A 17,080-nucleotide genomic window follows, 5' to 3' on the forward strand; every position below is an offset into this window, starting at 1 on the left:
TTGTGTTATGAAAGTAGTTAAGAGAGTCTTTTTCTGTATCATCTTATTTTTCCTTTTGCTAATTACCTTTCAAATATTATATAGAGAATATTATAATTATGGTTTAAACATACCAACATATAATTCAGAATTATTCTTACTATTTAATGCAATTATTTGCTTTTTCTCGGTTTTTAGCTTGCTTTTTAATATTCAGAAATTTGGAGTGTATCTAAAAATTAACTCATTTTTTTATAAGATTCTAAGAGTTGGAGATTTCTTCCTAGCTTTATCAATTGCAATTTTTATGCTTGCAATGATTAATATAGGTGTAAGTTTACGTAAAATTTTAAGCGAAGTTATTATTACTGGAGTAACACTTTCTCTGTGTTACTTACTTTTTTCTGATAATTTAAAATATCATAAGGAGCAACTTGAAAAAGAAGCACTTATTAAAGGTCAATTTATTGATGAAATAGGAGTTTAGGTTTTGCCGATAAAAAATTGATTTAAAGCGTTTTTAAATGTTTTTCTGCAACTTTTTCTAATTCGTTATACCAATTTTGCCCAAATTTACGAACCAAAGCTTGTTTTACAAACTTATAAACAGGCACTTGTAATTCTTTTCCAAGAGTACAAGCGTCATCACAAATTTCCCATTTATGATAATTTACTGCAGAAAATTCGCTGTAATCTTTTACTCTAACTGGGTATAAATGGCAAGAAACTGGTTTTTTCCAATTAATTGCACCAGAATTATAGGCTTCTTCAATACCACAAAGTGCTGTTTTTTTCTCGTCGAAAATTACGTAAGCACAATCTGCATTATTAATTAAAGGAGTTTCTAGTTCACCCCATTCACTCGTAATCCAAGTTCCTTCTTTTTCAATTACAGCAATCCCTTCTTTTCTCAAAAAAGGTTTTACTTTCGGATAAATTTCTTCTAAAATTTTGGCTTCTTCTTTATCTAATGGAGCACCAGCTTCACCATCTACACAACAAGCACCTTTGCAAGCAGATAAATTGCACACAAAATCTTTTTCTATAATGTCTTCAGAGACTATTGTTTTTCCTAATTGAAACATTTCGCAAAAATAACATTATTTTTTTCTGTTTTTTCCGGTTTCGTTAAATTAGTTGCCTAATTTTGTACAAAATTTAAAAACAAAATGGAATTCAATTTTAAAGAAATAATTACGGCTTTTATGGTTTTATTTGCAGTAATCGATATTATAGGAAATATTCCAATCATTATAGATTTACGTAAAAAAGTAGGCCATATTCAATCTGAAAAAGCATCTTTAATAGCAGGTTTTATTATGGTACTTTTCTTATTTGTTGGGCAAAGTTTACTTGGCTTAATTGGGATAGATGTAAATTCCTTTGCAGTTGCAGGTGCATTTGTATTGTTTTTTATTGCTTTAGAAATGGTTTTAGGTATTACTTTATATAAAGACGATAATAGCAATGCACCAATAACAGCAGCTGTTTTTCCACTGGCTTTTCCTTTAATTGCTGGTCCAGGAAGTTTAACAACTTTACTATCTTTAAGAGCTGAATTTGATTTACAAAACATTATTGTTGCTGTAGTTTTAAATGTTATATTTTTATACATTGTATTAAAAACTTCCTCGAAAATAGAGCGATTGTTAGGAGCAGGAGGAATTCAGATAATTCGTAAAGTTTTTGGTGTAATTCTATTAGCAATATCTGTAAAACTATTTGCTCAAAATATAAAAATGTTATTTGTTTAAAATGATTTTTGATTGTTTAATTATTGGTGGTGGGGTTTCTGGAATGCAATGTGCATTAGTTTTAGGTTCTGCTAAAAAGAAACCTTTTGCAATGGATAAAAACATTGGGATTATTACTCATCAAAGAGCTTCTCACTTAGAAAATGCTTTGTTTAATAACGTTTTAGGTTTAGCTCCAAAAACATTAGGTAAAGATATTTTAAAGCAAGGAAAAGAGCAATTATCAACTTTATATCCTGAAATTCATCAAATAGAAAAAGAAAAAGTAATTGCTATTGATGAAATTGAAGGTTTTTTTAAAGTGATAACAAACAAGAATATATATCAATCTAAAACTATAGTGCTTGCTTTAAATTACTCAAAACCATTTACCATAAAAGGTTTGGAAACGTATATAATTCCTCATAAAAAATCAAATCCAGAAAAAGATAGAATTCAGCTTAAAAATGATGATCATCTAATTAAAAAAGGATTGTATTGTTGTGGAACCATTGCCGGTTTTAGAAGTCAGTTTGCAATTGCTGCTGGTAGTGGAGCTTCTGTTGCAACAGACATTTTAACGGTTTGGAATAACAATATGCACACCAAAGTGCATGATCGCATATGATTAAAATCATTTTTTAAAACATTTAATCTATTTAATTTTATTGTGAAATTAAAGTTTGGAGCTTCTTTTAAGTTACAATTTTAATTTACAGTATTATTTATTTAGACATTTATACGTTTTAAAATGGAAATCAAAAAAAACCCAAAAGTCAGTTTAGAGAATTTTAGTAAAGTTTTTTTCTTAATAGGTTTAGTTTTTACTTTATTTACTGTAGACCTTTTGATAGAATATAAAACATACGAAAAAGTTTATAATGTTTTAGACGAGTTTGTTATGACAGAAGAAATAACGGAAGATATTCCTATTATTAAATTACAAAAAATAGAACCAACTCAAACAAGTGCACCTCCTCCTCCATCAATAGAAAAAATAGAGATTGTTCAAGATGATATTGTTATTCCTGAAACAATTTTAGAATCTACTGAAACCAATGAAAATGAAATGGTAACCAATGCAGAAGTTACTACTGATGATATTATTGAAGTAAAAGAAGGTGAAATAATAGTTGAAGACATCCCTTTTGTTTTAATTGAAAACCCACCTGTTTACCCAGGATGTAAAGGAAATAAAGAACAGTTAAAGAAATGTTTTAATGCAGAAGTTATGGCATTTTTTGGTGAACGATTTAATGTAGATTTAGCTACTGAATTAGGTTTAAGTGCAGGAAAAAAAAGGCTTTTTGTAGTTTTTACTATTAATAATAAAGGAAATGTTAGCGATATTAAAGCTAGAGGACCTCATCCTACTCTTGAAAAAGAAGTTGCAAGAGTTCTTAGTTTATTACCCAAATTAACACCTGGTAAACAAAGAGGAATTCCTGTTGGCGTAAGTTACAGTATCCCAGTTACTTTTGAGGTAATTAAATAAAAAAATCCAGCTTTTTAAGCTGGTTTTTTTTATATCAACACATGTCTCGTTTTGAAATAGTGTTACACCAAACATTATAATATGGATTCAACTTACAATATGCTAACTCCTAATAAAATGCACAAGCAAAACAAAATCAAAAGAAATCGTAAAAAAAAGGCAGTGATAAAAAATCACTACCTTTAATTTATTAATATTGTAACGCTATTTTAAGACGTCAGATAATTTATACTCAGTTTAAACTACTTTTTATTAGCTTCTTTTATATATTTATCTAAAGCCATAGTCATAGACGGTGTTTCTTTAGAGGGTGCTATAATATCACACTTTAAACCAGCTTCTGTTACAGCATTAACAGTAGAATTACCAAAAGCAGCAATTCTTGTTTCATTTTGTTTAAAATTAGGAAAATTTTGGAATAATGACTCAATCCCAGAAGGACTAAAGAAAACCAAAACATCATAAAACACATTTTCTAAATCAGACAAATCACTAATTACTGTTCTGTACAAATCTACTCTTTTCCAAGAAACGCCTAATTTATCTAATTCTTCTGGAATCAAAGGCTTTAACTTATCAGAAGAAGGCAATAAAAACTTTTCAGTCTTATGCTTTTTAATTAATTTTGTTAATTCAGTAAAAGTTCTGTTACCAACGTAAATTTTACGCTTTCTGTACACTACGTATTTTTGTAAATAATAAGCAACAGCTTCCGATTGGCAAAAATATTTCATAGAATCTGGCACTTTAAAACGCATTTCTTCAGCAATTCTGAAAAAATGATCTACTGCATTTCTACTTGTAAGAATAATAGCTGTAAAGTTTTTTAGATCTATCTTTTCTGCTCTAACTTCTTTTACAGAAATACCTTCTACGTGTATAAAAGACCTAAAATCAATTTTTACTTTTTGCTTATCAGACAGATCAAAATAAGGAGATGTTTCTGTCTTTGGTGCTGGTTGAGAAACCAATATCGTTTTCACTTTCATAGACTGTTAATTTTGTATTTAAAACATCAATTTAGAGAGCACAAATAGCGGTGCTATTTCGAAGGCGCAAATGTACAAAATAAAATAAAACAACTTATTAAAAATCAGCTTTTTATTTCTTATCATAAAAAAGATATATCTTGTTATAAATAGAAAGCCGGTAAAATAGAATATATAGACTTCATTAATAGCTGCATATTCGTTTAATATTAAAGCGATATATGTTAAAAATGACAAACTATAAAAGTAATTATATTTTGAAAGTATAAAAAAATGAATTCCCTTTTTGATCAAAAATAATAACGACAACAAATACTCCAATATTCTTTTTGATAAGAAATAAATGAATAAAGCTATAAATACTTGTAAAAATGTAGCAAAACTATTTTCAAAATTAACAGCTTTAAAAACAATAGCTTTATGAATTAATAGCGATAAAGTTACTATAGAAAATAAGAAAATGACAATTTGAAAAGGATCAAAAAAATTGTTTGGCTCAGCATCTTCATCTTCTAAAAAGCTCAAATTAAAAAATGTAAAAAAACTTTCCTTTAATCTTTTTGAATCTAATAATTTTAGCAAAACAATACTCAAAAACAAGAACAAAAAAATTCCTGTTACCCAATTATTTGCCAAAGATATTTTTTCTACTGCTTGCAATTAATTTTCAATTATAAATGATACCCGCAAAATTAGTCATTAAATAATGTATATTTGTTTTCTTACTACTGAAAATTAATTTATGTCAGACGCTTTAGTTATTATTCCCACTTATAACGAAAAAGAAAATATTGAAGCTATCATAAGAGCTACTTTCAATCAAAAAAAAGTATTCCATATTTTAGTAATTGATGATAATTCTCCTGATGGCACTGCTGCAATTGTAGAAAAACTAATGTCAGAATTTCCATCAAAACTTTTTATAGAGAAAAGAAAAGGTAAAAACGGTTTAGGAACAGCTTACATTCATGGTTTTAAATGGGCTTTGGCAAAAAGTTATGAGTACATCATTGAAATGGACGCCGATTTTTCTCATAATCCAAAAGATTTAATTCGTTTATATAATGCTTGTCATAAAAACGGTGGAGATGTCTCTGTAGGTTCTAGATACGTAAATAATCAAGTAAATGTTGTGAATTGGGATATGAAACGTTTGTTGCTATCTTATTTTGCCTCTAAATATGTGCGTTTTATAACTAGAATACCTGTGTTTGATACCACTGCTGGTTTTGTTTGCTGGAAACGTAATGTTTTAGAAACTATAAATTTAGATAAAATAAAATTTATTGGCTACGCATTTCAAATTGAAATGAAATTCAAAGCTTGGAAACATAAATTTACCATTAAAGAAGTTTCTGTAATTTTTACAGATAGAGATTTAGGGGCTTCTAAAATGAGTGGAAATATTGTTTCTGAAGCTCTTTTTGGTGTTATTAGAATGCGATTAAAAGGATTAAAATAATGTGTAATTGTTTGTTTGAAAAAACATATAAATGTTATTTCAACTAAATAAAACTTATAAAATGACAAAATCATACTTAATAAAAAATGCAACAATTATAAATGAAAACAACACTTTTACTGGTGATGTGCTCATTGAAAACGAAATCATCAAACAAATTTCTACTTCAATTAATGTTGATGAAAATGTAGAAATTATTAATGCCAATGGCAACTATTTAATCCCTGGTTTTATAGACGATCAAGTGCATTTTAGAGAGCCTGGTTTAACGCACAAAGCAAATATTGCCACAGAAAGTAGAGCTGCAGTTGCTGGTGGAATTACCACTTTTATTGAAATGCCAAACACAGTTCCTCAAGCAACTACGCAAGAATTGTTAGAAGACAAATTTAAAATTGCAGCTAAAGATTCGTATGCAAATTACTCTTTTATGTTTGGTGGCACTAATGATAATTTAGAGGAATTGTTAAAGACCGATCCAAAAAAAGTAGCAGGTATAAAGCTTTTCCTAGGTTCGTCTACAGGAAATATGTTAGTAGATGACGAAGCTGTTTTAGAGAAGATTTTTTCATCAACAAAAATGATTATTTCTGTGCATTGTGAAGATGAAGCAACCATCAGAAAAAATACAGCAGCATTCGTAGAAAAATACGGAGAAAATATACCACTAAAATATCATCCAATAATTAGAAGCGAAGAAGCTTGTTATTTATCATCATCAAAAGCGATTGAATTAGCAAAAAAAACTGGAGCACGTTTGCACATCTTCCACTTATCAACCGAAAAAGAAACACATCTTTTTAGAAACGATATTCCTTTAGAAGAAAAACAAATTACAGCCGAAGTTTGTATACATCATTTATGGTTTAATGACAAAGATTACGATGAAAAAGGAACGCATATCAAATGGAATCCTGCTGTAAAAACTGAAAAAGACAGACAAGGTTTATGGAAAGCTTTGTTAGATGACAGAATTGATGTTCTTGCTACAGACCATGCACCACACACATTAGCTGAAAAAAGCAATAATTATATGAACGCGCCAAGTGGAGGACCTTTGGTACAACATGCAGTTATAGCACTTTTAGAAAAGGTAAAAGAAGGCATAATTCCGATTGAAAAATTGGTGGAGAAAATGAGCCATAATCCTGCAAAATTATTTCAAATTGAAAAACGTGGTTTTATAAAAGAAGGTTTTTATGCAGATTTAGTTTTAATTGATGCCAACAAGCCTCAAACTGTTTCTAAAGACAATATTTTATACAAATGTGGGTGGTCTCCTTTTGAAGGAACTACTTTTTCATCAACAATTACACATACGTTTGTAAATGGAAATTTACTGTATAACAATGGTGTTTTTAATGATGAAATTAAAGGAAAACGCATCACTTTTAATCGCTAATATGAAAAACATATTTTATATATTTTTACTTATTTTACTAGGTTCTTGTACAAGTAATACCATTTTTGAAAAACCAGAAAATTTAATTCCTAAAGACACTATGAGTCTTTTGGTGCAGGAAATGTCGATTGCTACTTCTGCAAAATATATAAACAATAAAAATTTCGAAAAAAGAATAAACTACATGCCTTTGGTTTACGAGCGTTTTGGAATTGATTCAGTTCGGTTTCAAACAAGTAATATGTACTATATGTCTAAAATAGATGTGTATCAAGAAATTTTAACGAATGCAAAAGAAAGTTTAGAAAAGCAAAAATCTTTTTATGATGCCATTAAAAAAAGAACAGATTCTTTAAGAGCAGATTCTATTAAAAAAATTAAAGATTTTGAAAAAATTAAATTCTCTAAAGACTCTTTAAAAGAGAAATTACCTGTTAAAAACTAGTCTTTAGAGTAATTTTCACAAATCCTTTCTATCGATTTTTCAACAGATTCAAACTTGTAATCTATTGTGCTTTGTATTTTTTCTGATGAATAGTTTGAAATTGAATGCGCAGATTTTGCTGAGTATTTAGTAATTAAAGGTGCAACTCCTGTTATTTTTGATACCAACCAACTAAACCTCCAAAAAATTGCAGTTTGCCAAGGTTTTATTTTTATGGATGGTGGCTTTTTACCGAAACCAGCTGCAATAGCAAAGAAAATTTCTTTGAACGATTTGTTTTCTGAAATTAAAATAAAACGCTCGTTTTTTATGGTTGAATTCATTAATTGAATCATTGGTTTTACAACATCTTGCACAGCAACAAAACCTGTAATACCTTCAGTATAATATTTAAATCCGTTATAAACTTGGCTGAATAATTTACCTGAACCAGCATTCCAAAATCCGCTTCCTAAAATTACACCAGGATTTACAATAACAACCTCCACTCCTTCTTGACTTGCTCGCCAAACTTCCATTTCTGCTCCAAATTTGGTAATAGAATACCCACTATTATCTAACTCTTTATTCCATTCACATTCTTCATCAATTAAAGCATCATTTAAAGATTCGCCAACAGCAGCAATAGAGCTTACAAAGCAGAGTTTCTCAATTTTGGCATCCACACAAAGATTTACAACAATGGCTGTTCCATGAATATTTACTTTACGCATTTCTCTGTAATCTTTTCGATTAAAAGAAATAAAAGCTGCACAATGGTATACGTGTTTTACGTCCTCAAAAGCAGGAATCATTGCAGGAACTTGCGTAATATCTGCTTGAAACCACTCTATTTTATCAAAATATGTAGCATCATTAGTGTAATAAGAAAACACTTTTTTCACCTTTTCTAAAGATGATTCTGTTCTATAAATAGCTCTTATGGCATCATTTTTTAAACTTAAATGATACAATAAATGCGAACCAACCAAACCTGTGCCTCCAGTAACTAAAATCATAGCGCTAATTTATAGTTTTTTGCTTGATAAGTTTATCTTTGTCGCCATAAAAATATGTTACAATTTTTATGATGTTATAGATTGAACATCAAAAAAATGTAACCGTTTAAAAAAATATATTTATAATGACAAATTTTGTTGAAGAATTACGTTGGCGAGGATTATTAAGTGATATAATGCCAGATACCGAAGAATATTTATTGGAAAATAAAACAGCTGGTTATATTGGTTTTGACCCAACTGCAGATTCTTTACATATTGGAAGTTTGGTACAGATTTTTATCTTAAAACACTTTCAAATTGCTGGTCATAATCCAATTGCTTTAATTGGTGGAGCCACAGGAATGGTTGGTGATCCTTCAGGAAAATCTGCTGAACGTAATTTGTTAGATGAAGCTACTTTGGCTAAAAATGTTGCTGGAGTTAGAGAAAATTTAGAGCGTTTTTTAAATTTTGATGCTGCTGCAGAAAACAAAGCAGAATTGGTAAACAATTACGATTGGATGAAAGATATTTCACTAATCGATTTTGTGAGAGATACAGGAAAACATATTACTGTAAATTACATGATGGCTAAAGATTCTGTGAAGAAACGTTTGAGTTCAGAATCTTCTGTAGGTATGAGTTTTACCGAATTTACCTACCAGTTATTTCAAGGATATGATTTTTACCATTTATACACACATAAAAATTGCAAATTGCAAATGGGTGGTTCAGATCAATGGGGAAATATTACAACTGGAACCGAATTAATTCGAAGAAAAGCGCAAGGAAAAGCCTATGCAATTACTGTTCCTTTAGTTACAAAAGCAGATGGAACGAAATTCGGAAAAACAGAAGGTGGTAATATTTGGTTGAATGCAGATAGAACATCACCTTATAAATTTTACCAATATTGGTTAAATTCGTCTGATGAAGATGCAGAAAACTTTATAAAGAAATTTACTTTTTTAGACAAAGAAACGATTGAAAACTTGATTGCTGAACATCAAGAAAATCCTCATTTGCGTTCTTTACAGAAAAAATTAGGAGAAGAAGTTACCATTTTAACCCATGGAAAAGAAGCGTATGAAAATGCGTTAAAAGCTTCTAATATTTTGTTTGGAAAATCTACAGCTTCCGATTTAAAATCTTTAGATGAACAAACATTTTTAGATGTTTTTGATGGTGTGCCAATGGCTTCCATTCCAAAAGAAGAATTTACGGAAGGTTTAGATATGATTGCTGCCTTGGCTGCTAAAACCGATTTTTTAAAATCGAATGGAGAAGCAAGAAGAGCATTAAAAGAAAATGCTATTTCTGTAAATAAAGAAAAAGTAAAAGAAGACTTTATAATTACTGCTGATGATTTAATTGCCAATAAATATGTGCTTTTACAAAGAGGAAAAAAGACAAATTATTTGTTGATTGTTGAATAACAAATCAAAAATACAGTTTAAGAAAAAGCGTTGAATTTAAAAATTCAACGCTTTTTTGTTATTTGACATCAAATCATTTTAAAAATTATTTTTTTCTCTTCTTATAGATAAAAAACACTCCAATAATCAACAATATAATTGGCCAAATATTTATAGTTACAATTATAATGTTTGTAATTATTTCACTTCCATTTATGAAGCCTTCTTTTATTTTTGTGAAAAAACTTTTTTTGTAAATTTTTGGTTCAGGTTTGTAATTTACTACCTCATATAATTCCACATCAATTGTACTGAAAGAGATTCTGTTTTTCAAGTATTTTAATTTGCCTTTTGTTACTTCAATCTCTTCTTGAATAACTCTTAATTTTTCTTCTGTCTTTAAAACATCATCTACAGTTTTAACCTTTTTTCTTAATATTTCTTCATATCGTTCTTTTACTTCGCTTTTTGTTTTTAGTCTAGATTCTGCATCAAAATACTGTTCTGTAACGTCTTTTGTAGTGATTTTTTCAAAATCTATAAATGTTATATAATTACGAATCGAATCTAAAAAAATATCAAAATTTTCTTTGGGAATTTTTATAGTAAAATTATTTTGAATCTTATATAAGTTATTTTGGAATTGTAAATCTGAAATATATCCATTGTAACTTTTAGCCAATTCTTTTATTTTTTTTGTGGCAATTTTAACGTCTTCAACTTTGTATTTACTTTCTGCAGCTTTTATAATTTTTAAATTTAACTTGTTGATTACTTCCTCTTCACTTTTTTGTAAGGATATTTTCTCGACAGAAGTATCAAACCTATTCTCCTCTGATAATGGATGTTGCTTACAGCCAACAAAAAATGAAAAGAGAAAAAGAAGATAGAATTTTTTAACTATTTTTACTACAACATAATGTTTCATAATTTTATTTTTAATGTTTATGCAACAAACATATCTTTATAAAATTATGTTGCTTTGTATAGCTCTTGTAAACCCATTGTAAATTATTTACAAGCCAAAAAACAGCGTGAAAATTGAACAATCAAGAGAAAAAACTTTTTACTCTTTTTAAAAAACAAATTATTACTACATACCTAAAAAGTAATAGTGGTTTTAAAGATGTTACAAAATGGTCTGGAGAAGATATTGTTTCTTTTCAAGAAGATTTATTTGCTAAAGTAAATACTAAGGTTAGCGAAAAGTGGTTTTATAGCTATTTTAAAAATGATCCTGAAAAACTGCCAAGAATTGACATGCTTAACATTTTAAGCCAATATATTGGATTTAAAAACTGGGAAGATTTTAAAAATAAAAAAACGAAACAAAAGAACAAAAAGCAATTGTGGATAATAATTCCACTTATTGTATTATGCTTTATCATTTTTGAAAAAAATAGCGAAAAAACATTTCATTTTTGTTTTTATGATGAAGATAAAAGAGAGCCAATTGTAATTCCTGTTGATATAAAGGTTTTAAAAAAGAATGAAAGTCCGTTGTTTTTTAAATCTGATAAAAATGGTTGCTTTGAGTATAGTTCTAAAAATGAGTATTTAGAACTTGTGGTTTCATCAGCATATTACAAAACGGATACAATCAAAAGAAAAAACACCTCGAAAAGTATTATTAATTTAACAACAGATGATTATACATTAATGTTAGATTATTATACCAATAATAATTTAAAAGATTGGAATAAAAGAAAACAAGAACTCAATAAATTAATTGATGAAAAAGCAGTTATTTATCAATTATATTCAAAAAACATAGGTGTTGAAATTTATACAAAAAACGAATTTATCAACCTATTAACAATACCTACTGATAACTTAAAGAGAATAAGAATTATAAGTAAAGATTTCAAAAATGATAAAATTGTGAAACTTAAATTTATTATAAAATGAAAATAATATTTTTTTTAATATCTTTTATGTTGATAATTTCGTGCTCAAATAAGAAATCTTTTAATAACAAAGAGTCTTTAGTTGATGAAATTACTGTTAAAGAATATTCATCGAATTCGGTTGTAAAAGAAAAATTTTTGGAGTTTTATGATTTAAATATATTGTTAGAAAATAATCCTCAATTTACAGAAAACATAAAAGAAAGGTTAAATCATTTTAAGTTGGATTCTAGTAAAGTTCTTTATTTACAAAAAACTTCAAAAATTAAGGATATAAAAATAATAAAGCATAACTCAGAAACTACTTTTAAAATTCTATTTAATTTAGAAACAGGAAACTTGAAACAAAGAGATTCTGTTTTAGCTAAATTTTTCGAAGAAGAGATTATTATTGAAGATACTATAACCAAATCAACCAAAGTTAAATTTTCTAGGTTTAACTAAAACGAGAAATATGTATAAAAAAAGCTTTAAATCTTTAATACATTCTTTACACATTTTATACTTTTTATCTATTTATACCTAAAATACAAGAATAGCATATAGCTATTCAATAAAAATGAAATAGCGTTCGTAATTATTATTGGATAATCTTTCTTTAAAAAACCATAAACTGTCCAAAGAAAAACACCCATTAATAGGATAGAAAAAAATATAGGTGATAAATGAGCAACCTTTTTAGTTCTATAAGCTTTTATTAATTGAGGAACAATGGCAATTGTGGTAAAAAGACCTGCCAAAAAACCTATTATTTCGATATTCATAATTTTAAAAATAAAAAACTCTTTTTAGTTTTATTTTTTCTCTGCTAAAACTTTCATTAAAAACGCATTTTGCTTTTCTAACAGCTCATTTGTTTTGTTCATTAACTCAATATTTTTTGGAGTTGCCACAGTTTTATCTTTTGGATCTTCAGCCTTTTTCTTCATAGAATTCATAACTCTTACAACCATAAAAACTGTAAAAGAAATCACTAAAAAATCTACACCAGCTTCAATTAATTTTCCATAGCCAATGGCAACTTCCTCAAATTTTATTTTTCCATCAGCACTAATAGCCTCTCTTATTACAAATTTTCTGTTTTCCCAGTTTGCACCAGCTGTTAGATATGTTAAAGGTGGCATTAAAACTTCTTTAACTAAAACGTTTACAACTTTGTTAAAAGCTGTACCAATTATAACACCAATAGCAATGTCAATCATATTGCCTTTTACAGCAAAGTCTTTAAAATCTTCAAGTAATTTAAATTTCATAGTCCCTTTATTCTAGTTTATTTTCTCTTGTGTCTTTATTCTTGATTCTCTAAAACCTTTCTACAAAACCATCAAGTTACAGCCTCTAATATCAGAATTATCAAAACGCCCTATAATTTCAAACGTGCCATTATTGTGTACTTTTCCTAAATCTTGCGTGGCAATAAAACTGCAAGAATTGTAATTTGCTAAATCAATAATATTAATTCCGCCAGTTTTTTCTTGTTCTAAAATAGTTAAAGCATCTTCTGTATCTCTGGTTAAAATCTGCATCCAATTTGGTGTTCCAAAAACACCATTTCCTTTAGAATAAGCTTGACTTAATAATTCTGTCATGCCATATTCTGAATGTATTTCATCAACATTAAAACCAGTTTTTAAAAGTTCATGCAACTCGTTTCTTATCAACTCTTTTCGTCTTCCTTTCATACCACCAGTTTCCATAATGATAGTGTTTTTTAAGTTGAATTGATATTTCTCAATCAAATCTAACAAGGCAAAAGAAACACCAATCAACAAAACTTTTTGTCCGTTTTTATCTAAATTGATTAATTTTTTTGCGAGTTCATCTAAGTTATTCAGGTAAAAACCACTTTCAGTATTTTTAGATTTTGCTATTAAATCATCAACCATAAAAACCAAAGAAGAACCTTTACGTTCTAAATAATTTGGCAACAAAGCCAACACAACATAGTCTTCTATATTTCCATAAAAATGAGCAAATCCTTTTAAATAGCTATTTTTATAAAAACTAATATCGGTTACAAAATGTTTACTAGTAATACTCCCAGTAGTTCCAGAACTAGTAAAAATTTCTGCTATTTTTTCTTTAGATGAAAGCACTTCTCGACTTTTAAAAAACTGAATTGGTAAAAATGGAATTTCTTCAATTTTTGTAATATCTGAAGGATGTATGTACAACAAGTCGCAAAAAGAACGATATACACGATTGTTCTTAAACTGGTGTCTAAAAACTTCTAAAGCCATTGTTGCAAACTCCTCTTGAGTTGTAATGTTAAATATTTTGTTTTGCATAAAGTTTCACAAAAATAAGATTATTAGACGCAACCTTTTTATAATTTTTGTATCTAATAAATATAGAAACAAAAAAATCATTAATTTGAATTAATTACTAAAAAAAATCAATTTGAAACTAAAAAGCATTTTTATTATAGCATTTTTTACCTTTTTTAATTGTTCCGAAAAAACAGAACCAACCTTACAAAGTTGTAACGAATGTGTGCTTGTAAACAACACTTTATTTAACGAGACAAAAACTACGAACTATACAATTACCAATGTAGTTTTAATCGATAATTTTTTAACCATAACTATTAGCTCAAGTGGATGCAATGCAGCATCATGGAAAGCAACTTTGATAGATGCTAATCAAATTTTAGAATCAAATCCTATTCAAAGAAATCTTAAAGTTTTACTTGAAAATAACGAAGCTTGTTTAGCTGTTTTCGAAAAAGATTTTACGTTTAATATTCAAAAATTAAAAGAAAATCAAGATGCAATCATTTTAAATTTAGAGGGCTGGGACAATCAAATAAACTATAACTAAAAATAAAAACGAGTAATTTCTGTTTGATATTGCAGATTTACTAATAACAAAAAATATCACTTTAAATATATTAAAACTAAAATTATGAAAAAAATCATATTATTATTCGCGGGTTTATTTCTTTTTTATGCTTGTTTAAATAACGAAGATCAAATAAACTTTGGCTACGAAATTCTACCAATTGATGAATTTACTACTCCTATAGCTTTTACTTTTGGTGAAAAAGACACTGTGAAAGTAAAATATACCTTAAAAAATAGTTGTTATAATTTTGATAATATTTATTACGAATACCAAGATACAGCAAGAATTGTAGCTGTAAGGGCTATTGTAAATTTAGACGAGAACTGTACAGATGTAAGTACGCAAAGAGAGTTTGATATTGTTGTAACTGCAACACAAAGAGAAGATTATGTGTTTAAGTTTTTTAAAGGTTTAGATGCAAATGGCAATAATATTTTTGAAGAAGCTGTGGTTCCTGTAAATTAAAATCATCGAACTTAAAAAACTTATACAGCAATGTTGTGAGCAAGATTTAGGGGCTCAATCTAAAGTTTATCAGCTATTTGCTGGTAAACTTTTTGCTGTTTCTTTAAAGTATTCCAAAAATTATCAAGATGCAGAAGATAATTTACAAGATAGTTTTTTAACAATTTTCGATAAAATTAAACAATACAATCACAAAGGTTCTTTTGAAGGTTGGTTAAAACGAATTACCATAAATACTGCCCTAAAAACGTATAGAAGAAAAACGACATTGCAAATTGTAAAAGAAGTTGCAGAAAATATCGAAAACGAGGAATTTGATTTAGAAAAAACCGTTTTTAATGTTGATGTTTTACTAGAATGTTTGCAACAATTACCTAATCAATATCGATTGGTTTTTAATCTTTTTGTACTTGATGATTATTCGCATAAAGAAATTGCAAACCTACTAAATATCTCTATAGGCACTTCAAAATCGAATCTTTCTAGGGCCAGAAAAATTTTGAAAGAAAAATTAGAAATCCATCAAAAAGAAAAAAATAATGGAGGATAATAAAATTGATGATTTATTTAAAAATCAGCTAAAAAATCTTGAGGTTTCTCCAAATAACAGCATTTGGAATTCCATAGAAACTAAATTAAATAAGAAGAAACGTCGTGTTTTGCCTTTTTGGTTATTTTCTGGTGCAGCTGCAGCAATTTTGGTGTTAGCTTTGTTTTTATATCCATTTTTTACGAATAAAAACCAAAATATAATTCCTCCTAATAATGAAATAATTACAACAAATCCATCAAAAAAACCTAAAACAAATACTACTACTGATTCTTTAATTTTTCAAAATAATAACATCGAACAAAATTTGGAAAAAAATCAAAATGCAGTTGTTAAATCAGCAATTAAAAAAGAAAAACCGATTATTTATGAAAATAATAAAGAGTTTGTTGCGCTTAAAAATCCAGCAAAAAAAACATTTTTAATCCCTTTTAATATTGATGCAGATTTGGTATCAAATAAACAAATATCAGCACTAAATATTGATAAAATTACAGAGAAAAAAGTTTCCAAAAAAATGGATATCAATACTTTTTTAACAACAAATAAAACGAAAAAAAGTGATAAAGAAGTTGTCAAAAATTGGTCTGTTGCTCCTGTTTTTGGGGTTTTACAATCTAATTCATTTTCTGATACTTCTCCTATTGCAAAAGAATTAGCCAATACTACAACAGGCGAAAACTCCTTTTCTTATGGTTTACAAGTTGGTTTTAAACTCAATAAAAGATGGACGATTCAATCAGGAATTCACCTCCAAGAAATAAAATATGCTAACAATCAAATTACAGTATATCCATCAGAAATTGAAACCATACAATCAGTTTCTTTTAAAGATAATAATCCTGTTTCCTTTAACAACACTGTAACAGAAAATTTAACCCTTAGATCTGATTTATTTAGTACATTAGCAAAAAGTAATGGAAATTTATCTCAAAATTTCGGTTACGTAGAAATCCCCCTTGAAATGAAATACAACTTCTCTAACAACAATAAAATTGAAGCACAATTAGTTACTGGTTTTAGTTCGCTTTTTTTAGATAAAAACAAAGTGGTTTTAAACACGTTTAACACTACAAGAACAGGAGAATTAACAAACCTAAGTACCATTAATTTTAGCGGAAATTTAGGCTTCGATTTTAATTATTTTCTAAATAATAATTGGTCTTTAAATATAAACCCAATGTTTAAAGTACACCTAAACACTTTTAAAACAGAAGCTAACGACTTTACACCATTTAACTTGGGTATTTATTCAGGAATAAAATATCAATTTTAAAAAACCAAAACATCAAAAACATCGTATATACTTTAACAGTTTGGCGATTTACTATAACGATTTAACGAAAACAAAAATACAATCCTAGTTAATAAATTATATTTGAATCACCTTTTAAGTTTAATACAACTAAAATCT

Annotated in this window: 22 protein-coding genes; 14 read left to right on the top strand and 8 right to left on the bottom strand. The window is 27.8% G+C overall.

Annotation, left to right across the window (positions count from 1 at the left end):
- The first annotated feature begins 7 nt into the window (after nt 1–7).
- Complete coding sequence (locus P161_RS19475) at nt 8–466, top strand: hypothetical protein (protein ID WP_155810424.1); 459 nt, start codon at nt 8–10, stop codon at nt 464–466.
- Nucleotides 467–488: 22 nt separating this feature from the next.
- On the opposite strand, the gene P161_RS0105460 is transcribed toward P161_RS19475, so the two are convergent.
- Nucleotides 489–1,064 (bottom strand): DUF3109 family protein, encoded by a 576-nt coding sequence (locus P161_RS0105460; RefSeq protein ID WP_026776036.1) that lies wholly within the window; start codon nt 1,062–1,064, stop codon nt 489–491.
- Between the two features lie 84 nt (nt 1,065–1,148).
- On the opposite strand from P161_RS0105460, the gene P161_RS0105465 reads away from it, so the two are divergent.
- From P161_RS0105465 to P161_RS0105475, 3 genes are all read left to right on the top strand, one after another.
- Nucleotides 1,149–1,733, top strand: a complete 585-nt coding sequence (locus P161_RS0105465) for a MarC family protein (protein ID WP_026776037.1) — start codon at nt 1,149–1,151, stop codon at nt 1,731–1,733.
- 1 nt (nt 1,734) lies between these two features.
- Nucleotides 1,735–2,340, top strand: coding sequence for an FAD-dependent oxidoreductase (locus tag P161_RS0105470; RefSeq protein ID WP_026776038.1), 606 nt, complete (start codon nt 1,735–1,737; stop codon nt 2,338–2,340).
- A 123-nt stretch (nt 2,341–2,463) separates the two neighbouring features.
- Nucleotides 2,464–3,207 carry an energy transducer TonB gene (locus tag P161_RS0105475; protein WP_026776039.1) on the top strand — a complete coding sequence of 248 codons (744 nt, stop codon included), beginning with the start codon at nt 2,464–2,466 and terminating at the stop codon, nt 3,205–3,207.
- A 242-nt stretch (nt 3,208–3,449) separates the two neighbouring features.
- Here P161_RS0105475 and P161_RS0105480 read toward each other — a convergent pair whose 3' ends face one another.
- Complete coding sequence (locus P161_RS0105480) at nt 3,450–4,196, bottom strand: uroporphyrinogen-III synthase (RefSeq protein WP_026776040.1); 747 nt, start codon at nt 4,194–4,196, stop codon at nt 3,450–3,452.
- Nucleotides 4,197–4,214: 18 nt separating this feature from the next.
- On the bottom strand, nt 4,215–4,856 hold the full coding sequence (locus P161_RS0105485; protein WP_026776041.1) for a DUF4271 domain-containing protein: 642 nt from the start codon (nt 4,854–4,856) through the stop codon (nt 4,215–4,217).
- An 82-nt stretch (nt 4,857–4,938) separates the two neighbouring features.
- Here P161_RS0105485 and P161_RS0105490 point away from each other — a divergent pair, with 82 nt between their 5' ends.
- From P161_RS0105490 to P161_RS18080, 3 genes are all read left to right on the top strand, one after another.
- Nucleotides 4,939–5,658, top strand: a complete 720-nt coding sequence (locus P161_RS0105490) for a polyprenol monophosphomannose synthase (RefSeq protein WP_026776042.1) — start codon at nt 4,939–4,941, stop codon at nt 5,656–5,658.
- 61 nt (nt 5,659–5,719) lie between these two features.
- Entirely contained in the window at nt 5,720–7,060 is a 1,341-nt protein-coding gene (locus P161_RS0105495; protein ID WP_026776043.1) for a dihydroorotase, read from the top strand.
- Nucleotides 7,020–7,505 carry a DUF4296 domain-containing protein gene (locus P161_RS18080; protein ID WP_231494704.1) on the top strand — a complete coding sequence of 162 codons (486 nt, stop codon included), beginning with the start codon at nt 7,020–7,022 and terminating at the stop codon, nt 7,503–7,505. The genes P161_RS0105495 and P161_RS18080 overlap by 41 nt, the downstream gene beginning before the upstream one ends.
- On the opposite strand, the gene P161_RS0105505 is transcribed toward P161_RS18080, so the two are convergent.
- Nucleotides 7,502–8,503, bottom strand: a complete 1,002-nt coding sequence (locus P161_RS0105505; protein WP_026776044.1) for an SDR family oxidoreductase — start codon at nt 8,501–8,503, stop codon at nt 7,502–7,504. The two genes, P161_RS18080 and P161_RS0105505, sit on opposite strands and share 4 nt — an antisense overlap.
- A 125-nt stretch (nt 8,504–8,628) precedes the next feature.
- Between P161_RS0105505 and tyrS the strand changes: the two genes are divergently transcribed.
- Nucleotides 8,629–9,921, top strand: a complete 1,293-nt coding sequence (tyrS, locus tag P161_RS0105510) for a tyrosine--tRNA ligase (RefSeq protein ID WP_026776045.1) — start codon at nt 8,629–8,631, stop codon at nt 9,919–9,921.
- A gap of 85 nt (nt 9,922–10,006) precedes the next feature.
- Here tyrS and P161_RS0105515 read toward each other — a convergent pair whose 3' ends face one another.
- The gene (locus P161_RS0105515; RefSeq protein WP_026776046.1) at nt 10,007–10,828 is read right to left on the bottom strand and encodes a DUF4349 domain-containing protein; all 822 of its coding nucleotides are present in this window, start codon (nt 10,826–10,828) and stop codon (nt 10,007–10,009) included.
- 113 nt (nt 10,829–10,941) lie between these two features.
- Here P161_RS0105515 and P161_RS0105520 point away from each other — a divergent pair, with 113 nt between their 5' ends.
- Nucleotides 10,942–11,808 (top strand): hypothetical protein, encoded by an 867-nt coding sequence (locus tag P161_RS0105520; protein WP_026776047.1) that lies wholly within the window; start codon nt 10,942–10,944, stop codon nt 11,806–11,808.
- The gene (locus tag P161_RS0105525) at nt 11,805–12,251 is read left to right on the top strand and encodes a hypothetical protein (RefSeq protein ID WP_026776048.1); all 447 of its coding nucleotides are present in this window, start codon (nt 11,805–11,807) and stop codon (nt 12,249–12,251) included. Before P161_RS0105520 ends, P161_RS0105525 begins: the two co-directional genes overlap by 4 nt.
- Nucleotides 12,252–12,319: 68 nt before the next feature.
- Here the strand turns inward: P161_RS0105525 and P161_RS0105530 are convergent, their stop codons facing one another.
- Genes P161_RS0105530 through P161_RS0105540 form a run of 3 tightly spaced genes read right to left on the bottom strand, consistent with a single transcriptional unit; the run spans nt 12,320 to nt 14,095 of the window.
- Entirely contained in the window at nt 12,320–12,571 is a 252-nt protein-coding gene (locus P161_RS0105530; RefSeq protein WP_026776049.1) for a SemiSWEET family sugar transporter, read from the bottom strand.
- A gap of 30 nt (nt 12,572–12,601) precedes the next feature.
- Entirely contained in the window at nt 12,602–13,060 is a 459-nt protein-coding gene (gene mscL, locus P161_RS0105535) for a large conductance mechanosensitive channel protein MscL (protein ID WP_026776050.1), read from the bottom strand.
- Between the two features lie 60 nt (nt 13,061–13,120).
- Nucleotides 13,121–14,095, bottom strand: coding sequence for an acyltransferase (locus P161_RS0105540; RefSeq protein ID WP_026776051.1), 975 nt, complete (start codon nt 14,093–14,095; stop codon nt 13,121–13,123).
- 112 nt (nt 14,096–14,207) lie between these two features.
- On the opposite strand from P161_RS0105540, the gene P161_RS0105545 reads away from it, so the two are divergent.
- From P161_RS0105545 to P161_RS0105560, 4 genes are all read left to right on the top strand, one after another.
- On the top strand, nt 14,208–14,627 hold the full coding sequence (locus P161_RS0105545) for a hypothetical protein (protein ID WP_026776052.1): 420 nt from the start codon (nt 14,208–14,210) through the stop codon (nt 14,625–14,627).
- Between the two features lie 84 nt (nt 14,628–14,711).
- Entirely contained in the window at nt 14,712–15,116 is a 405-nt protein-coding gene (locus P161_RS0105550; RefSeq protein ID WP_036841265.1) for a hypothetical protein, read from the top strand.
- 22 nt (nt 15,117–15,138) lie between these two features.
- Nucleotides 15,139–15,666: an RNA polymerase sigma factor gene (locus tag P161_RS0105555; RefSeq protein ID WP_368086216.1), complete on the top strand. Its 528-nt coding sequence runs from the start codon at nt 15,139–15,141 to the stop codon at nt 15,664–15,666.
- Nucleotides 15,656–16,942: an outer membrane beta-barrel protein gene (locus P161_RS0105560; RefSeq protein ID WP_026776055.1), complete on the top strand. Its 1,287-nt coding sequence runs from the start codon at nt 15,656–15,658 to the stop codon at nt 16,940–16,942. The genes P161_RS0105555 and P161_RS0105560 overlap by 11 nt, the downstream gene beginning before the upstream one ends.
- The last annotated feature ends 138 nt before the right edge of the window (nt 16,943–17,080 follow it).

Origin of the sequence: Polaribacter sp. Hel_I_88 (assembly GCF_000687935.1) — a bacterium.
Taxonomy (GTDB): domain Bacteria; phylum Bacteroidota; class Bacteroidia; order Flavobacteriales; family Flavobacteriaceae; genus Polaribacter.